The organism is Flavobacterium sp. (assembly GCF_035456085.1).
Lineage (GTDB): Bacteria > Bacteroidota > Bacteroidia > Flavobacteriales > Flavobacteriaceae > Flavobacterium.
The window spans coordinates 1-17,662 of the sequence record NZ_DATIDY010000191.1 but is presented as its reverse complement, the minus strand read 5'-3'; the positions used below and the strand labels follow the sequence as shown (position 1 = coordinate 17,662).

Below are 17,662 nucleotides of genomic sequence, written 5' to 3'. Positions count from 1 at the left end.
AACAAATGGCAATTATAGGCAACAAAGAATACTTTAAGGGTATTGGCGAAATTAAATTTGAAGGAAAAGAATCAGATAATCCATTAGCATTTAAATATTACAATCCGGATCAGGTTGTAGCAGGAAAAACCATGCGTGACCATTTTAAATATGCAATCGCTTACTGGCATACTTTCTGCGGACAGGGAGGAGATCCTTTCGGACCGGGAACACAACATTTTGGTTGGGACCAGTCATCAGACCCTTATCAGGCAGCAAAAGACAAAGCAGATGCAGCTTTTGAATTTATCAGCAAAATGGGATTTGACTATTTCTGTTTCCACGATTACGATTTGATTGCTGAAGGACCAACTTTTGCAGAATCAGAAAAACGTTTGGCTTTCATTACAGACTATTTAAAAGAAAAGAAAGCAGCATCAGGAATTAAATTGCTTTGGGGAACTGCAAACTGCTTTTCGAACCCAAGATACATGAACGGTGCGGCTACCAACCCGGATTTCAACGTTTTAGCCAGAGCAGGAGGGCAAATAAAACTAGCTTTGGATGCCACTATCGCATTAGGCGGAGAAAATTACGTGTTCTGGGGAGGCCGTGAAGGGTATATGTCTTTGCTAAATACCGATATGGGAAGAGAATTGGATCACATGGGACAATTTTTGATAAAAGCAAGAGACTACGCAAGAGCACAGGGTTTCAAAGGAAACTTCTTCATTGAGCCAAAACCAATGGAACCAATGAAACACCAATATGATTTTGACTCGGCTACGGCTATCGGTTTTTTGCATAAATATGGTTTAGAGAAAGATTTCAAAATCAATATCGAGGTAAACCACGCTACCTTGGCACAACACACTTTCCAACACGAGATTGAGGTGGCTGCCAATGCCGGAATGTTAGGAAGTTTGGATGCCAACCGCGGAGATTACCAAAATGGTTGGGATACAGACCAATTCCCGAACAACATCCAGGAAACTACCGAAGCGATGTTGGTATTCCTAAAAGCAGGTGGATTACAAGGTGGTGGAATTAATTTTGATGCCAAAATCAGAAGAAACTCAACCGATATGGAAGATGTATTTTTGGCGCACATTGGCGGAGCAGATACTTTTGCAAGAGCATTGATCACTGCCGATAAAATCATTACTTCTTCTCAGTACAATAAATTAAGAACGGAAAGATACAGTTCATTCGATTCTGGAAACGGAAAAGCTTTCGAAGAAGGAAAATTGGGACTAACTGAATTATACAAAATTGCTCAGGAAAATGGAGAACTTCAATTGCAGAGCGGAAAACAAGAATTGTTTGAAAACATTATCAATCAATACATCTAAAATTTTGCTAATTAGTTATTTGTAAAATGATAATAGGGTTGAGAATATTTTCAGCCCTATTTGTTTTTACTACTATTTGTTTTAAATCTCAGAACAGCGAGGAATTAGTTTATGCCATTTTTATGGTTTATTTAAAACACAGAAATTTATAATTTAGCAAGCCGTAACAGAACAGTACACTTTATGAATCACGATACTTTTCCTTTTGAAATTAATCACGATAGTGATATTCCAAAATTCCAACAAATAATCAATGGTATAAATAATGCCATTGGCGAACATATTTTGGATAAAGGAGATTCATTGCCTTCTGTAAATAGTATTTGCCAAAAATACCAGCTTTCCAGAGATACGGTTTTTAAGGCATATTCGATATTAAAAGAACAAAAAGTAATCGAATCGGTTCCTAATAAAGGCTATTATGTTTTGGGAGAAACCAGAAAAGTACTCTTGGTTTTAGATACTTTCAAAGCTTATAAAGAGGTATTGTATCATTCTTTCGTCAACAATTTGCCAGAAAATATTATTACCGATGTGCAATTTCATCATTATAACATAGACAATTTCAAAAGTATCATCAATAATAGCATAGGGAAGTATTATAAGTACATAGTAATGAATTTTGATAACCCCGAGGTTTCAACTATTCTATCTGTAATTCCCAATGAAAAATTATTATTGATTGATTGGAATATTTATTCTAAAAAAAATAACAACTATATTTTTCAGGATTTTGGGCAGGCATTTTATAATTCTTTGGTTGAAGGTAAAAGTTTGTTCGAAAAGTATCAGGAAATCCAATTTGTGTATCCTGATTTCACCAACCACCCAAAAGAGTCGTTAGATTATTTTAAAAAATTCTGTCGTGATTTTGGTTTTAAATGGAAGATAATAACAAACGCAAAAACTTTTGAAATTAAAAAAGGAATTGCTTACATCAGCGTTAGTGATCGTATTTTAGGTCAGTTTTTGGAGCAATGTCGAGACAAAAATTTGGAACCTGGAAAAGACGTTGGCTTTTTGTCGTATAATGAAACTCCGATGAAAAAGTTTATCTACAAAGGCATTTCGGTTGTCTCTACCGATTTTATGGAATTGGGAACCAAAGGAGCCGAATTTGTCACCAATGAAGTGCCTATTCAATATTATGTCCCAACACATTTAATAATCCGAGAATCTTTGTAAGTATTGATTATTGTATTGGTTTCGAAAACGCTTATTTTATCAAAGAAAAATGACTGAATCTATCCTTTTTTTGTGGATGTTTAAAGGATAAATTTGTCTCGAAAATTTCGAAATATTCATTAAAAGTCAGCAAAATACGTTGTTCATGATCGTTTCTTTCGAAAACGTTGCATAAGTTTGTTTAGACAGTGAAAAATGATGTTTTTTATGTAAAAATGCACTAATATCTAGTGAAAAAATGGTTGTCAAATTGTGTATCAAAAAATAAACATTATTTTTGTGTTATCGATTACATTAAATTTTTTAGATATTGTAAAATTGGACAAACAGAGACATTATTTAGTAGTTGGTACCAAAAAAACACCAATAAGGTTGAGGCATAAATGGTTTTTTTAAAGTGCCTTTATAAATTTTAGAGTTATTGTTTTTTAAAATGCTAAATGTTAAAAAAAACGGAAAAAAGCAATCCTCACAAATAGAAAAAACCTTATTCAATCCCCCTTATGATCTATTTACTAAATCTCATTGAATCAAAAAACATTTATTTTGAATTAATTCTTTAAAAACTAATTTTTATGGCACATCATCTTGAAGGGAAAAGAACAAATTATCGCTGGACAATTGTTACCCTTTTACTTTTTGCAACTACGATTAATTATATGGATAGGAATGTAATTGGCTATCTTAAAGATTATTTTTGTTCGTCTGATGGTTTTGGTTGGTCTGCAACTGATTTTTCTCTCTTAACAGCCGTTTTTACTGCCTTTTATGCTGGATTTACCCTTTTTGCAGGATTTATTATTGATAAAATTGGTACCAAAATAGGCTTGGCAGGTTCTTTAGTGGGTTGGTCATTAGCAGGAATTGCTAGTGCTTTTATGGGAAAAGGTCTTTTTACACACATCGTTGCAAGAGGTATTTTTGGTGCAGGTGAAGCAGGAAACTTTCCAGCATCTATCAAAACTGTTGCCGAATGGTTCCCTAAAAAAGAACGTGCATTAGCTACAGGTATATTCAATTCAGGTTCTAATGTTGGAGCAATGATCTGTGCTATAATAATTCCAATTATTCTGGCAGCTTGGAATCCAAACGAGGGGAATGATCTTTTCTTAGGTATTTTCCATGGTTGGCAAATGGCCTTTATACTTACTGGTTTAGTAGGTTTCCTTTGGTTGTTTTTTTGGAGTAAATTATATTCTTCTCCAAAAAACATGTTAGAAAAAGGAAAAATTAATCAAGTTGAATTCGACTATATTCACAGTGATGAAGATGAGATTGTAGCGGCATCTACTGAAGAGGTGAAAGTTCCTTGGTACAAAATGCTTACCTATAAACAAACTTGGTCATTTGTTGCTGGTAAATTTATGACAGATGGTATTTGGTGGTTTCTTTTGTTTTGGTTGCCAACCTATATCAAACAACAATTCTGCGTTGGTATGGATCCTATCGAGACCAAACACACAGTAATGATTTCGACTTTTGTGGTATACGGAATTGCAATTATCGGTTCTATTTATGGAGGTTCACTTCCAATGTCATTCATGAATAAAGGCTGGGAGACGTACCGTGCACGTATGACAGCCCTTTTAATAATTGCATTTTTGCCACTTTCTTTGATTAGTACACAATATGTTGCTGCTTCTTGGGGAATTGTTGCTGCAGTAGCAATTATTAGTTTAGGTGGAGCTGCTCACCAAGCTTGGTCTGCCAATTTATTTACAACGGTATCAGATATGTTTCCTAAAAAAGCTGTCGGTTCTGTTACAGGGATAGGTGCGGCTGCCGGTGGATTAGGTGGTGTTTTGATGCAATTATTGGCAGGTGGTCTTGAAGATCATTTCCGTATAAAAGGTGTTTTAGAAGCTAGTAAAGCGGGATTAATTAAAGCTACTGATACTATTCCGTTAGAAACAGTAAAAATTGACAATCTTAAAGAAGTTTTGATTGATCCATCAACATTAGATCAGGCTCAGCACTTTATTTCATCAAATGTGTCTATTTCTTATGGAATTATGTTCACTATTTGTGCTTTTTCTTATTTGATTGCTTGGGGAATAATGAAATTTTTAGTTCCTAGACATACACCAATAACTAATTAATTTGAATGTTGGTTCTGATTAAGAACTGTAAGAAATAAATTCAATTACAAAAAAAGGATAGTTTTTATAGACTGTCCTTTTTTTATTGATTAATGTGAAATTATTTACTTTAGAAGTTAAAAATTATCTACAATATTCTATGTATTAATCGAAATCTGTGAAAATCATTTAATCAGTGGCGATTTATGATTTACTTCTTTTTAGCTAATTAATATTTAGAATTTTAAGTCCTTTATGTGTGAAATAAAAAAAGAGGTTGTCTAAATTTAGACAACCTCTTTTACTTTTATTAATCTTTAAACTTTAATTAAAAGTTTTATTGTTAAGATTAAATTATTTGCTTCTAGCAGAATTAACTAAGCTCAAAACAGCTTTAGTATCCGCTTCGATTTTAGCATAATCTTTAGCAGCCATTAATGGTTTGCTGATTAATTTACTTCCCATTCCTACTGCAGAAACTCCAGCTTTGAACCAACCACCGATACTTTCAGCAGTAGTGTCAACACCTCCTGTTGGCATGAATACAAGATTTGGGAAAATATCTTTGATTCCGCTTAAGAAATCAGGTCCTAACATGTTTCCAGGGAATAATTTGATGAATTTTACACCTGCATTTTCAGCAGCAATAATTTCAGTAGGAGTCATACAACCAGGGCTGTATAAAATTCCTTTGCTGTTTAATAATTCAGCTACTTCAGGAACGAAACCTGGGCTAATGAAAAAATCAGCACCAACAGCAAGATAATCTTCAGCTTGTTTTTTGTTTTTGATAGTTCCAATACCTAATAATAAACCAGGCATTTCAGCATTACGAACTTCAACCATTTTAGCGAAGTTGCTCAAAGCAGTTTCTCCACGGCTTGTATATTCAACAGCTTTAATTCCAGCTCTGTAAATAGCTCTTAATACTTCGATTGTTACAGTTTCGTCTGCGTTAAAGTACAAAGGAAGCATTCCTTGTGCTACAATTGCATCTGTTACTTCTTGAATTTTACTCATTTTTTTAGATTTTAACTTTAAATACCAATTTTTTGATTTCACCTTCACCAATCATCGGTGCGTGAACGTCTCCAGGATAGAATATCACAAACTGTCCGTCTGTTAATTGAAAATCCATATCAGGAGTATCATTGAAAAAACGTACATCTTTCTCTGGATTATAATCTCCATTTGGTGTAACGCATTTTTCTCTTGGTTTCCAAGCTATAGTTTCCAATCCTTTTACACAAACCTGAATATCAATGTTTTTGTCATGACATTCAAATTTAGCTAAACTAGTTTCTCTAGTTTTACCGTTTGCTTTGCTTACAATTACTTTTAGACCTTCCTCGATTTGGATTGTTCCGTCTTCAAGTGCTGCAATATCATTTTGATTTATGAAATCAAAAGCTTTTGCAAACAAAGGGTGTAAGCTAGTGTATTTTGATCCGTTATTTAATGTATCTATTATCATAATTTCTGATTATCTAGCAACTCTACCAGAAGCATCACCACCCATAAGTTTAGATACTTCATCAACAGTAACTAAGTTAGCATCACCTTTGATAGTGTGTTTCAAGCAAGATGCAGCAACAGCAAAATCTAAAGCGTTTTGGTCGTCATTTGGATAAGTCAATAATCCGTAGATCAAACCTCCCATGAATGAATCTCCACCACCAACTCTATCAACGATATCAGTAATTTGGTATTGACGAGTTTGCAACATTTGTTTTCCATCGTATAAAACTCCTGCCCAAGTGTTGTGAGAAGCTGAGATAGAACCTCTAAGTGTTGTAATTACTTTTTTAGCTTTTGGGAATTTCTCCATCATTTGTTGACAAACAGATAAGAAGGCTTCAGCTTTAACATCGTGTCCGTGAGTTTGAACAGCTAATCCTTCTGGTTTAATACCAAAGTGCATTTCAGCATCTTCTTCATTTCCTAAAATCACATCGCAGTAAGATGTTAATTCAGTCATGATTTTCTCACGATCTCCACCGTATTTCCAAAGTTTTGCACGGTAGTTCAAGTCAGTTGAAATTGTTATTCCTAATTTGCTAGCCGCTTTTACAGCTTCTAAACATGCATCAGCAGAACTTTGAGAAATTGCTGGAGTAATACCAGTCCAGTGGAACCATTCTACACCTTCAAAAACTTTTTCCCAATTGATCATTCCTGGTTGGATTTCAGACATAGAAGAGTGAGCTCTATCATAAACCACTTTACTTCCACGGCTTACAGCACCAGTTTCAAGGAAATAAATTCCAAGACGATCTCCACCCCAAACAATATTATCTACACCAACTCCTCTTTTACGCATTTCCATCATTGCGCATTCTCCAATGTCATTTTTTGGTAAACGTGTTACAAAATCAACTGGAATTCCAAAGTTTGCTAGTGATACAGCTACATTCGATTCTCCACCTCCATATACAACATCAAAATTGTCTGCTTGTGAAAATCTTAAAAATCCTTGTGGTGCTAATCTTAACATTATCTCACCAAATGTTACTACTCTTTTTCCCATTTTTGTTTTAATTGTTATTTATATTTATTGTTTATTCTAATACTTTTTTGATTATCTGGATACGCGTCCGCCGCCAGACCCGCCCATAAGCGCTTTTATTTCATTGACAGTTGCCAAATTGATATCACCCGAAATCGAGTGTTTTAAACAAGTTGCTGCCACTGCAAATTCAAGGGCAGTTTGTTGATCTTCGGGCCAAGTAATTAATCCGTATATAATTCCTGCCATAAAAGCATCTCCGGCACCAATTCTGTCAATAATGTGAGAGATATTATATCTTCTTGAATTAAGCAAATTTTCGCCATTCCATAATGATGCACTAATACCGTTTGATGAAGCATTAGCATCCATTCGATGTGTAGAGACTATATTTTTTAATTTAGGGAAGACTTTCATCCAATTTGCAAAAACAACTTCTTCAGTATCTGATTCATTTCTTGGAACACCTAAAACTTTTTCAGATTCATCTATTCCACCTAATAATAAGTCGCAATGTTGTACTAAGTCAGGCATTATTTCGTTGGCTTGTCTGCCATATTGCCAAAGCTTAGGTCTGTAGTTTAAATCGGCTGATATTGTTAATCCCATTTTGGTGGCAAACTCTAATGCTTCTTTGCATAAATCTGCTAAATCCTGAGATAGGGATGGTGTTATACCTGACCAATGGAACCAGTCAGCATCTTTAAAAATCGTTTCCCAATCGATCATACCTCTTTTCAAAGTTGAAAAAGAAGAATCTTCTCTGTCATAAACTACTTTTCCGGGTCTTTCTGAAGCTCCTTGTTCAAAATAATAAATTCCTAGTCTTTTTCCTGTGGTAATAGCAATAGGTTCAACTGCAAAGGAACGTAACATGCTTAGTGATGATTCGCCCAATTCATTTGACGGAACAGCTGTTATAAATTTAACTGGGAGTCCAAATTTTGATAGTGATGCTGCAACATTTGCTTCTGCACAACCATAATATAAATCAAATGAGCTAGCCTGCGTAAGTCTCAAATGACTTGGAGGAGAAAGTCTCAATAGTATTTCTCCAAAAGTTACAATTCTTTTAGACATAATAATTGGTAAAATGATTTTTGTGTTCGCACACGAATTCTACAAATATAAAAAAAACATAGGTAAAAAACATGGCTAAAAAAATATAAACGTGCTTTTAACAATATTCGTGTAATCGTTTTAGTAAAATTACCCTTATGCTTCAAAGATAAGGTTCTAAAACTCAGTTTTTTGTGCTTTATACTAGCGGTATTATTAATCTTAAAAAAAAATAAAAAAAAATATTTTTTTTTAAAGACCTTAAGCTCTTTTAGTTGTGAAATAATATTAAAGCTGAAAAAAATAATCGCAGGAAAATGTTTTTATTGAATGTTAGAAAAAAGATTATGGTAATGTTGTGATTTTATCTACTTTCTGTGCAACACAATTTGGTGTTAATTTTGCAAAACTTCCTGATGCCTTAGTTGGGTTTAAAATCATTTCGAAATTGCTTTTCAAAATAATAATTGATATGATTTGATGAGGTTATTTTTTAAAAAAAGGACTTAAATCTATTATATGTAATCGTTGCGGACTGTTTATAAAAGGCTTCCTTATTATCGATTCATTGCTGAGGTAAAATAAGGATCCATCTTCAGTTGTTATTCCTTCGATTTGTTCCCATGGAAGTGACACTTTGATTTTTCGCCTGTTACCTGTCCAAAAAGCCTCGTTTTGATAATCATAAAGCAGTAGCAAAAAAGGTTGTAATAATTTGGTGTATCCACATAAAACAACTTCTTTTTTTGATGGTATTGTCGTTGCGCCGGTTATCAGTCCGTGTACATCCAGTGTTTCTCTGAGATGGGCAATATATTTTCCAGGATTTTTTGGTAAAGAATAAATACTTGTTTTCTCAGCTGTCCATTGTTTGGTGATGAGGTAAATGCTATCTTTTAATACTATAAATGCTTCGCAATCAAAGTCGGTCGTATTTACTTCTTTTCCAGAGAAATCAGTTTGGTTGGAATAGGAAAAAGCAATGGTTTCTATTTGTGGTGTTCCTGTCAAAAAAGACTTTTTTTCAATTTTTAAAATCTCCAAATCTCTTCTGTTGCCTTGTATATTATTACCAAAATCTCCTATATATAAGTATAGGCTGTCTTGTGAAATTTCTTCCCAGTTATTGTTTTTAATTCCTTCGAGATTAATTTTTCTTTTGATTTCTCCTTTTGTGTCCAAACCATAAATTGTATTATCATGGTCGTCATTGAATGTCCAAATTAATCCTTCAAAATCAATTAAACCAGAAGTTTCAGAAAGCGATGCATCAATTTTTGTAGAAGATTTTGCTCTTACTTTTGTATTGCGATACCAGCAACTTCCATTGTTTTCGGTTGCATTTGGATCAAAATTGGAAGCAAAAATATCTGTACAGCCTGAGATTTGACTATACGAAGTAGTAATGAATAAAAAAGATAGTATTAAATATTTGAACATTGTCAGAATATATAAATCATAAGCAAGTTATTAAATAAATAATCAAAAACCTATTAGTCTCAATACCTTGTTGATAGCTTCAAATTCTGTCCTTTTTTTGTTATATTTGAAATAAAAACTATTTCTTACAATCCAATCAAATTATGGGTTTCATGAAACAAAATTTACTTCTGTTTTTTGTGCTTATTTCTCCATTTTCTTTGTTTTCACAGAAAATCGATTTTAAGAGTAATGATTTGGATATGAAGCAGATTCTAAAAAGTATTTTTATAGATAAGGATAGTGTAAAAAAAAGAGAGGATCAAAGCAAAATTGCTTTTTCGTTGATGCCGGCTCCTGATATGAAAAGCTCTGAAGGTGGGATTGTTGTGTCTTTTGTGACGACTTTTTATATGGATGAAAATCACGACAGCACTAAAATGTCCGAAGTTTATTTTACCCCAACCACAAGTTTTACTGGTCAGTATTCTTTCCCGGTGCAGTCCTATATTTATACAAAAGATAACAAATACAATTTTATTGGAGATTATAGATTTATGATTTATCCTCAGTTTACTTATGGTTTGGGCGGAAACAGTTCGAAAGAACCACAATCTGAAGTAGACTATCACCAAATTCGTTTTTATCAATTTATAAGTCGAAAAATTAAAGGAGATTTTCGTTTAGGACTTGGATTTCAATTGGATAAGTATGAAAGTATTTCTGAAGATAGTGAAATCGATGTTCCAACAGATTTTTATAAATATCAACAGGGAAATTATTCAGATGAACTTTCGTCGGGAATTGCTTTTCAGGCCTTATACGATTCCCGCAAAAATATTTTGAATGCAAACCAAGGTTATTATGTGGAGATAGATTATCGGATTAATTCCAATGTGTTTGGTAGTGATACGAATTGGCAATCGTTATATGTCGATGCCCGAAAATATCATTCTTTAAGTGAAATTCGTCATAAAGTATTGGCAACGCGTCTTTTTTATTGGGCAGTTTTCGATGGGAAACCACATTATTTAGATTTGCCTAGCGTTGGTTGGGATCGTTATGGTAAAACCGGTAGAGGATTTACCCGCAACCGCTATCGTTCCAACTCATTATTATATATGGAAGCTGAATACCGCACCGATATTACAAGAAATGGTTTTCTTGGGGCAGTATTTTACGGGAATTTATCTTCAGTATCCGATTTGGATACCTATCGTTTTGATAATTGGACTCCAGCAATCGGTACAGGATTGCGAATAAAATGGAATAAAATAAATGATTGTAATCTAACTATAGATTACGGAATAAGTAAAGATGACTGGACTTTTAGAGTAGGACTTTCAGAGAATTTTTAAGCTTCAAAACAATAAATTTGATGGGACAGACTTTGTTACAAGGATTTTTTGTGACTTTGTGACTTAAAATCTATCTTTGAAAAATGCAATTATCAGTTATTATCCTCAATTATAATGTTCGCTATTTTTTGGAACTCTGTGTTTTAAGTGTCGACAGTGCTTTAAAAAACATTGATTCAGAAATTATTGTCGTAGATAATAATTCCTCTGACGATAGTTGCGAAATGATAAAACGTCGTTTTCCAAATGTCAGACTCATTCAAAACGATCATAATCTTGGCTTTCCAAAAGGGAATAATATAGGAGTTGCTCATGCCAACGGAGATTATATTTGTATTTTAAACCCCGATACAGTTGTCGCCGAAGATACTTTCGAAAAAGTATTGGCATTTGCAAAAAACACACAAAACTTAGGAATAATAGGAGTGAAGCTCATCGATGGCGCAGGAAATTTTCTTCCCGAAAGCAAAAGAGGAATTCCAACTCCTTGGGTTGCTTTTACAAAAGTGACGAGTTTGTACAAATTATTCCCAAAATCAAAGCTTTTTAATCAATATTATGCGCAACACGTTTCGAAAGATCAAACTGCTGAAGTCGAAATATTAGTAGGTGCTTTTATGTTTATGAAAAAAGAAGTGTACAACGAAGTTGGAGGTTTCGATGAGGATTGTTTCATGTATTCTGATGATATCGATTTGTCTTATATGGTGTTGCAAAAAGGCAAAAAGAACTATTATTTTCATGAAACTTCGGTGATACATTATAAAGGAGAAAGTACGAGCAAAAATGCTGTTTACATGAAACGATTCCAAGAAGCAATGGAATTTTTTTATAAAAAACATTTTAAGGTTTCTTTTCTTTTTTCGGCATTTATGAAAATTGGAATTGTATTTTTTTCTTTGATAAAAAGAATTCAGGGACGAGCCAAAACTAAAATCAATCCTGAAAATTATTTACTTATATCTGCTTCGGAAACGCTGGTTGAAATATTAAGTAAACTTGTCCAAAAAAAGGTAAATTTTCTTAATTGGAAAGAAGAAAAAGAGGTAAATTTGCTGTCAAATTCAATAAGAAATGGGTTACAGATTATATTAGATAATGAATTTGTGTCCTTTAAAGATTGTATCAAAATTCAGGAAAGGTATTCTAAAAAGAATATTGTCTTTAGAATAATACCTAAAAATACAGATTTTATTATTGGAAGTGATTCTCCAAATGATAAAGGAGAAGTGGTGAAAATAAAATTATATTTTATGTAATTTATTTACAAAACATTGATTAATTTCGCAAAAATAAAATCAAAATCATCTTTTAGATTAAAAATATGGCAAGATTTGAGTTAAAGCTTCCTAAAATGGGAGAAAGCATTGCAGAAGCAACCATCACAAATTGGTTAAAAGAAGTTGGCGACAAAATTGAAGCCGACGAAGCTGTTCTGGAAATCGCAACCGATAAAGTTGATTCAGAAGTTCCGTCTGAGGTTTCAGGTGTTCTTGTTGAAAAATTATTTAGTAAAGACGATTTGGTTCAAGTTGGTGAAACTATTGCTATTATTGAGACTGAAGCTAATAATAATGTTGAGGTTTCCGCTCCAGACGTTTCAGAAGCTATTGTTGAGGAAATTCAAAAAACAATTGATGTTGCTAAAGAAACTGTTTCTGCTCCAGTTAGTTTCTTCGAGAGTGACAAATTCTTTTCCCCATTGGTAAAAAACATTGCAAAAGAAGAAGGTATTTCATTGGCTGAATTGGAAAGCATTGCAGGTTCTGGTAAAGATGGGCGTGTTACAAAAGATGATATTTTAAATTATATAAAAAACAGAGGATCACAACCAACAAATATTATTGCGCCTGCCAAAACGGTTGAAGCTGTAAAAGAAGTTGTAAAAAGTGCTCCTGTACAAACAGTTTCTGCGACTTCAGTTAATGGGGGAGACGAAATTATTGAAATGGACAGAATGCGCAAGCTGATTTCTGGATACATGACGGCTTCTGTTCAAACTTCGGCACATGTGCAGTCTTTTATTGAGGTGGATGTGACCAATATTGTAAAATGGAGAGACAGAGTTAAAAATACTTTCGAAAAAAGAGAAGGTGAGAAATTAACTTTTACTCCTATTTTCATGGAGGCTGTTGCAAAAGCGCTTAAAGATTATCCAGGCATGAATATATCAGTTCAGGGCGATTTTATTATAAAAAAGAAAGATATTAATTTGGGAATGGCTGCGGCTTTGCCAAATGGAAATTTAATTGTTCCTGTTATTAAAAATGCCGATCAACTGAATTTGGTTGGTATGGCAAAAGCGGTAAATGATTTAGGAAACCGTGCTAAACTAGGCAAGTTAAAGCCAGACGACACACAAGGAGGTACTTATACAGTTACCAATGTTGGAAGTTTTGGAAGTGTATTCGGAACGCCAATCATCAATCAGCCAGAAGTTGGGATATTGGCTTTGGGCGCAATTCGAAAAGTGCCTGCAGTAATTGAAACTCCAGAAGGTGATTTCATTGGAATCCGACAAAAAATGTTCTTGTCTCACAGTTATGATCATCGTGTTGTTGATGGTGCATTAGGCGGAAGTTTTGTAAAACGTGTTGCCGAATATCTGGAAGCATTTGATGTAAATAGGGATTATTAATCTTTATTCCAGAAAAAGAAATGTTTTGATAAATGAATACTTAGTTGCTAAGTTTTTAAGTCACTAATGAGATTAGTAGCTTAGAAACTTAGCAACTTTTTTTAATTCATAAATTACCATATAATCAGGCTCAAATTTTTATATTTGTTGCCATTAAATACAAAAAATGGAACTCAAACTCAATAAGCCAATTTGTTTTTTCGACCTTGAAACAACAGGAATCGACATTGGAAAAGATAGGATTGTAGAAATATCAATTTTTAAAGTTTTTCCAAATGGAAATAAAGAAAGCAAAACATGGTTGGTGAATCCAACGATTCCAATTCCACCACAATCTTCTGCAATTCATGGTGTGACTAATGAAAAAGTTGCCAATGAACCTACTTTTAAGGAATTAGCGCCTCAGATATATAATATGATAAAGGATAGCGATTTGGCTGGATTTAATTCAGACCGTTTCGATATTCCATTGTTGGCCGAAGAATTGTTGCGTGCAGATGTTGATTTTGATATGAAAAATAGAGTTTCTGTAGATGTTCAGACTATTTTTCATAAAATGGAAGAGCGTACTTTGAGTGCTGCTTTGAAATTTTATTGTGGAAAAAGTCTGGAAAATGCACATTCAGCCGAAGCCGATACGATGGCAACTTATGAAATATTAAAAGCACAATTGGATCGATACCCAGAGTTGGAAAACGATATGAGATCATTAGCTGAGTTTACAACCCGTAAAAAAATAGCCGACTTCGCAGGAATGATTGCCTTTGACGCTGACGGAGAAGAGATTTTTACTTTCGGAAAACACAAAGGGGCCAAAGTTGAAAAAATCCTGGAAATCGAACCTGGTTATTACAGCTGGATTCAAAATGCAGATTTTCCTTTATATACCAAAAAGGTGTTAACGGCAATTAAATTGAGAAAATTAAATACGAAGTAAGTTTCTGAGTTGCTAAGGTTTTAAGATTAAAAGCTTAGTAACTTTGCAACTCAGCAACTCAGCAACTAAAAAAGAAATGAAAATAATCTGTATCGGCAGAAATTATGCCAGTCATATTGAAGAATTAAAAAATGAACGGCCTTCAGAGCCAGTTGTTTTTATGAAGCCTGATTCGGCGGTTTTATTGAAACAACATCCTTTTGTGATTCCTGAATTTTCGGAAGATGTTCATCATGAATTGGAAATTATTGTTAAAATAAATAAGGTTGGAAAATACATTGAACCTAAATTTGCTCATAAATATTATGATGAAATAAGTGTTGGAATAGATTTTACAGCAAGAGATTTGCAAGCAAAGCTGAAAGAAAAAGGATTGCCTTGGGAAAAAGCCAAAGCATTTGATGGATCGGCTGTAATAGGTGATTTTTTGCCTAAAAATCAATTTGTTTCATTGGAAAATATTACTTTTGAGCTCAAAAATAATAATACTACAGTACAAGAAGGGAATTCTAATATGATGCTGTGGAGCATTGATGAGTTGGTTTCATATGTTTCTCAATTTTTCACTTTAAAAATTGGTGATATTATTTTTACAGGAACACCAGCTGGGGTTGCAGCAGTAAAACCAAATGATGTTCTAGAAGGATTTTTAGAAGGACAAAAACTATTTAGAATACAAATAAAATAATGGCTATAAAATATAACTTAGCAAAAGTGTACGCACTTTCAGATAATGATCCAGAATTTGTTAATGAAATTTTGAATTTATTCGTTACCGAAGTTCCTGAAGATTTGGCGCAAATTGGCGAAGGAATCAAGAATAAAGATTACAAACAAGCTTATGCTTTTGCGCATAAAATGAAACCGACTTTAGATCTACTTGGTTTGAATGTTGCATTCGAAGAAATCCTGCAAATTGAAGCCTGGACTAAAACTGAAGGCAAAAAGAAAGAAATAATAGAAACTTATAAGAGCGTTAAATCACAAGTTAAAGATGCTATAAAAGAGCTGAGAAAAGATTTCGATCTTTAAATTGTTGTTTTAATTTTGAATAATAGTATGTAAAAGAATCTGACAGTTGTATCAAAACAACAGTTGGATTTTTTTTATTTAACAAAATGCTAAAAGTATGAAAGCAGCCATAGTTACAATTGGAGATGAGATTTTAATTGGTCAGATTGTTGACACAAATTCAGGCTTTATTGCCAAATCATTAGATAAAATTGGTGTTGAGGTTTATGAAATGTTGTCTATAAGTGATTCTAAAGATCATATTCTAAATACTTTTTCAGAGCTTCAAAATACAGTCGATATTGTTATTATCACAGGTGGTTTAGGACCAACGAAAGATGATATTACAAAGAAGACGTTTTGTGAATATTTTGATGATGAGTTAGTTGTTGATGAAGCAGTTCTCGCGCATGTAACGCAGCTTATAGAAGGTTTTTATAAGCGGCCTATTACTCAAATTAATAAAGATCAGGCTTTAGTTCCTTCAAAATGTACGGTGCTTCATAATGAAGTGGGAACTGCTCCCGGAATGTGGATCAAAAAAGATAATACAGTTTTTGTTTCGCTTCCAGGCGTGCCTTTTGAAATGAAATATTTAGTCGAAAATGAAATTATCCCTAAGATAATTAGAGAATATAATCGTCCATATATTTTGCATAAAACAATTTTGACTTATGGAAGAGGAGAAAGTGCGGTAGCTGAACAAATCGAAGATTGGGAGAATAATTTACCCGAATATATAAAGTTGGCTTATTTACCTGCGCCAGGAAGAGTTCGATTAAGGCTTTCAGCAAGAGGCGTTGATAAGGAAATGTTAGAAAAGTCAATAGAGAAAAATGTACAATCTTTGACTGAAATAATAGGTGATATTATCGTAGGTTTTGAAGAAGATGAGCCTATTGAAGTTGTTTTGGGTCGAATGTTGTCAAAGAAAAACGCAACGATTTCTACTGCCGAAAGTTGTACGGGAGGAACTATTGCACAATTGCTAAGTTCGGTTCCAGGTGCCTCTAATTATTTTAAAGGAAGTGTGGTTGCATATTCGACGCAAGTAAAAGAGAACGTGTTGAATGTTTCTAAAAGTTTGATAGAAAAACATACCGTTGTAAGTGCGGAAGTCGCTGAAACTATGGCTTTGAACGCGAAAATATTACTAAAAACAGACTATGCAATTGCAACAACAGGTAATGCAGGACCCTCTAAAGGGGAGTCAGATGCCGATGTAGGAACGGTTTACATCGCTGTTGCGACCCCAAATGAAGTGCTGGTTGAAATGTTTAATTTTGGTCAACCGCGTGAAAAAGTGATAGATAGAGCTAGTATAAAAGGGTTGGAAATATTGCTTAAAGAAATTTCAAAAAAAGTGTAATATTTTTTTTGGTTAATAGGTTTATTTTCCTTTACTTTGCACCCTGATTTTGAATAACGATAAAAGATAAGTATAATGTCAAGAGTTTGTGACCTTACAGGTAAAAGAGCGATGGTAGGAAATAACGTTTCTCACGCTATGAACAAAACTAAGAGAAAATTTTCTGTAAACTTAGTTAAAAAGCGTTTTTATCTTCCAGAAGAAGATAGATGGATTACTCTTAGAGTAGCAGCATCTACGATAAAAACAATTAATAAAAATGGAATCGCTGCTGTTTTGAAAAAAGCGCAGTCAGAAGGATTTATTAAATAATCTTTTCCAAAATAAAAAAATAGCAAGATGGCAAAGAAAGGAAATAGAATCCAGGTAATTTTAGAATGTACTGAACACAAAACATCAGGTGTTGCAGGGACTTCAAGATACATAACAACAAAGAACAAGAAAAATACTCCAGACAGATTAGAGATTAAGAAATTTAATCCAATCTTGAAGCGTGTAACTGTTCATAAAGAAATTAAATAATAATTAGTCATGGCAAAGAAAACCGTAGCAACATTACAGACAGCTTCAAAGAGATTAACAAAAGCCATCAAAATGGTGAAATCTCCAAAAACAGGAGCATATGTTTTCGTAGAATCAATCATGTCTCCTGAGGCAGTTGACGAATTCATGAAAAAGAAATAATTTACAATACAGCATATAGAAAAGCTACTTTCATTCGGAAGTAGCTTTTTTATTTTTATATTTGCTCCGCCGATTTTAGTAAGGGCT

General features: G+C 33.5%; 18 protein-coding genes. 13 read left to right on the top strand and 5 right to left on the bottom strand.

Annotated features, from left to right (window positions below; translation table 11 throughout):
* Positions 1-5 precede the first annotated feature (5 nt).
* The 3 genes from xylA to VLC96_RS14350 all read left to right on the top strand — a co-directional run bounded on the left by xylA (position 6) and on the right by VLC96_RS14350 (position 4,615).
* Entirely contained in the window at positions 6-1,331 is a 1,326-nt protein-coding gene (gene xylA, locus VLC96_RS14360) for a xylose isomerase (protein ID WP_325263993.1), read from the top strand.
* A 183-nt stretch (positions 1,332-1,514) separates the two neighbouring features.
* Positions 1,515-2,516, top strand: coding sequence for a GntR family transcriptional regulator (locus tag VLC96_RS14355; protein ID WP_325263991.1), 1,002 nt, complete (start codon positions 1,515-1,517; stop codon positions 2,514-2,516).
* A 575-nt stretch (positions 2,517-3,091) separates the two neighbouring features.
* Complete coding sequence (locus tag VLC96_RS14350) at positions 3,092-4,615, top strand: MFS transporter (RefSeq protein ID WP_325263989.1); 1,524 nt, start codon at positions 3,092-3,094, stop codon at positions 4,613-4,615.
* Positions 4,616-4,948: 333 nt separating this feature from the next.
* On the opposite strand, the gene VLC96_RS14345 is transcribed toward VLC96_RS14350, so the two are convergent.
* From VLC96_RS14345 to VLC96_RS14325, 5 genes are all read right to left on the bottom strand, one after another.
* Complete coding sequence (locus VLC96_RS14345; protein WP_325263988.1) at positions 4,949-5,614, bottom strand: beta/alpha barrel domain-containing protein; 666 nt, start codon at positions 5,612-5,614, stop codon at positions 4,949-4,951.
* Between the two features lie 4 nt (positions 5,615-5,618).
* The gene (locus tag VLC96_RS14340; RefSeq protein ID WP_325263986.1) at positions 5,619-6,068 is read right to left on the bottom strand and encodes a NanQ anomerase/TabA/YiaL family protein; all 450 of its coding nucleotides are present in this window, start codon (positions 6,066-6,068) and stop codon (positions 5,619-5,621) included.
* Positions 6,069-6,077: 9 nt separating this feature from the next.
* On the bottom strand, positions 6,078-7,121 hold the full coding sequence (locus tag VLC96_RS14335; protein WP_325263984.1) for a sugar kinase: 1,044 nt from the start codon (positions 7,119-7,121) through the stop codon (positions 6,078-6,080).
* Between the two features lie 51 nt (positions 7,122-7,172).
* Positions 7,173-8,180 (bottom strand): sugar kinase, encoded by a 1,008-nt coding sequence (locus VLC96_RS14330; protein ID WP_325263982.1) that lies wholly within the window; start codon positions 8,178-8,180, stop codon positions 7,173-7,175.
* A gap of 465 nt (positions 8,181-8,645) precedes the next feature.
* Positions 8,646-9,599, bottom strand: a complete 954-nt coding sequence (locus tag VLC96_RS14325) for a T9SS C-terminal target domain-containing protein (protein ID WP_325263980.1) — start codon at positions 9,597-9,599, stop codon at positions 8,646-8,648.
* Between the two features lie 152 nt (positions 9,600-9,751).
* Here VLC96_RS14325 and VLC96_RS14320 point away from each other — a divergent pair, with 152 nt between their 5' ends.
* The 10 genes from VLC96_RS14320 to VLC96_RS14275 all read left to right on the top strand — a co-directional run bounded on the left by VLC96_RS14320 (position 9,752) and on the right by VLC96_RS14275 (position 17,575).
* Entirely contained in the window at positions 9,752-10,936 is a 1,185-nt protein-coding gene (locus VLC96_RS14320; protein WP_325263979.1) for a BamA/TamA family outer membrane protein, read from the top strand.
* An 83-nt stretch (positions 10,937-11,019) separates the two neighbouring features.
* Complete coding sequence (locus VLC96_RS14315; protein WP_325263978.1) at positions 11,020-12,195, top strand: glycosyltransferase family 2 protein; 1,176 nt, start codon at positions 11,020-11,022, stop codon at positions 12,193-12,195.
* Between the two features lie 65 nt (positions 12,196-12,260).
* Positions 12,261-13,574 (top strand): dihydrolipoamide acetyltransferase family protein, encoded by a 1,314-nt coding sequence (locus tag VLC96_RS14310; protein WP_325263977.1) that lies wholly within the window; start codon positions 12,261-12,263, stop codon positions 13,572-13,574.
* A gap of 166 nt (positions 13,575-13,740) precedes the next feature.
* Positions 13,741-14,511 carry a 3'-5' exonuclease gene (locus VLC96_RS14305; protein WP_325263975.1) on the top strand — a complete coding sequence of 257 codons (771 nt, stop codon included), beginning with the start codon at positions 13,741-13,743 and terminating at the stop codon, positions 14,509-14,511.
* Positions 14,512-14,587: 76 nt separating this feature from the next.
* Positions 14,588-15,199 carry a fumarylacetoacetate hydrolase family protein gene (locus tag VLC96_RS14300; RefSeq protein WP_325263973.1) on the top strand — a complete coding sequence of 204 codons (612 nt, stop codon included), beginning with the start codon at positions 14,588-14,590 and terminating at the stop codon, positions 15,197-15,199.
* Entirely contained in the window at positions 15,199-15,543 is a 345-nt protein-coding gene (locus tag VLC96_RS14295) for an Hpt domain-containing protein (RefSeq protein WP_325263972.1), read from the top strand. Before VLC96_RS14300 ends, VLC96_RS14295 begins: the two co-directional genes overlap by 1 nt.
* 97 nt (positions 15,544-15,640) lie before the next feature.
* Positions 15,641-16,891 carry a competence/damage-inducible protein A gene (locus tag VLC96_RS14290; protein WP_325263971.1) on the top strand — a complete coding sequence of 417 codons (1,251 nt, stop codon included), beginning with the start codon at positions 15,641-15,643 and terminating at the stop codon, positions 16,889-16,891.
* 75 nt (positions 16,892-16,966) lie between these two features.
* Positions 16,967-17,203: a 50S ribosomal protein L28 gene (gene rpmB / locus VLC96_RS14285; protein WP_024980263.1), complete on the top strand. Its 237-nt coding sequence runs from the start codon at positions 16,967-16,969 to the stop codon at positions 17,201-17,203.
* Positions 17,204-17,230: 27 nt separating this feature from the next.
* Positions 17,231-17,413 (top strand): 50S ribosomal protein L33, encoded by a 183-nt coding sequence (gene rpmG / locus VLC96_RS14280; protein WP_017495179.1) that lies wholly within the window; start codon positions 17,231-17,233, stop codon positions 17,411-17,413.
* A gap of 9 nt (positions 17,414-17,422) precedes the next feature.
* Positions 17,423-17,575 (top strand): DUF4295 domain-containing protein, encoded by a 153-nt coding sequence (locus tag VLC96_RS14275; RefSeq protein WP_325263970.1) that lies wholly within the window; start codon positions 17,423-17,425, stop codon positions 17,573-17,575.
* Positions 17,576-17,662 lie beyond the last annotated feature (87 nt).

What these genes read in the sequence shown, in the direction of transcription:
- rpmB (WP_024980263.1), top strand. Translation starts at nt 16,967, where the DNA reads ATGTCAAGAGTTTGTGACCTTACAGGTAAAAGAGCGATGGTAGGAAAT.
- VLC96_RS14300 (WP_325263973.1), top strand. Translation starts at nt 14,588, where the DNA reads ATGAAAATAATCTGTATCGGCAGAAATTATGCCAGTCATATTGAAGAA.
- VLC96_RS14315 (WP_325263978.1), top strand. Translation starts at nt 11,020, where the DNA reads ATGCAATTATCAGTTATTATCCTCAATTATAATGTTCGCTATTTTTTG.
- VLC96_RS14355 (WP_325263991.1), top strand. Translation starts at nt 1,515, where the DNA reads ATGAATCACGATACTTTTCCTTTTGAAATTAATCACGATAGTGATATT.
- VLC96_RS14345 (WP_325263988.1), bottom strand. Translation starts at nt 5,614, where the DNA reads ATGAGTAAAATTCAAGAAGTAACAGATGCAATTGTAGCACAAGGAATG.
- VLC96_RS14290 (WP_325263971.1), top strand. Translation starts at nt 15,641, where the DNA reads ATGAAAGCAGCCATAGTTACAATTGGAGATGAGATTTTAATTGGTCAG.
- VLC96_RS14320 (WP_325263979.1), top strand. Translation starts at nt 9,752, where the DNA reads ATGAAACAAAATTTACTTCTGTTTTTTGTGCTTATTTCTCCATTTTCT.
- VLC96_RS14330 (WP_325263982.1), bottom strand. Translation starts at nt 8,180, where the DNA reads ATGTCTAAAAGAATTGTAACTTTTGGAGAAATACTATTGAGACTTTCT.
- VLC96_RS14350 (WP_325263989.1), top strand. Translation starts at nt 3,092, where the DNA reads ATGGCACATCATCTTGAAGGGAAAAGAACAAATTATCGCTGGACAATT.
- VLC96_RS14325 (WP_325263980.1), bottom strand. Translation starts at nt 9,599, where the DNA reads ATGTTCAAATATTTAATACTATCTTTTTTATTCATTACTACTTCGTAT.
- VLC96_RS14305 (WP_325263975.1), top strand. Translation starts at nt 13,741, where the DNA reads ATGGAACTCAAACTCAATAAGCCAATTTGTTTTTTCGACCTTGAAACA.
- rpmG (WP_017495179.1), top strand. Translation starts at nt 17,231, where the DNA reads ATGGCAAAGAAAGGAAATAGAATCCAGGTAATTTTAGAATGTACTGAA.
- VLC96_RS14295 (WP_325263972.1), top strand. Translation starts at nt 15,199, where the DNA reads ATGGCTATAAAATATAACTTAGCAAAAGTGTACGCACTTTCAGATAAT.
- VLC96_RS14335 (WP_325263984.1), bottom strand. Translation starts at nt 7,121, where the DNA reads ATGGGAAAAAGAGTAGTAACATTTGGTGAGATAATGTTAAGATTAGCA.
- xylA (WP_325263993.1), top strand. Translation starts at nt 6, where the DNA reads ATGGCAATTATAGGCAACAAAGAATACTTTAAGGGTATTGGCGAAATT.
- VLC96_RS14275 (WP_325263970.1), top strand. Translation starts at nt 17,423, where the DNA reads ATGGCAAAGAAAACCGTAGCAACATTACAGACAGCTTCAAAGAGATTA.
- VLC96_RS14340 (WP_325263986.1), bottom strand. Translation starts at nt 6,068, where the DNA reads ATGATAATAGATACATTAAATAACGGATCAAAATACACTAGCTTACAC.
- VLC96_RS14310 (WP_325263977.1), top strand. Translation starts at nt 12,261, where the DNA reads ATGGCAAGATTTGAGTTAAAGCTTCCTAAAATGGGAGAAAGCATTGCA.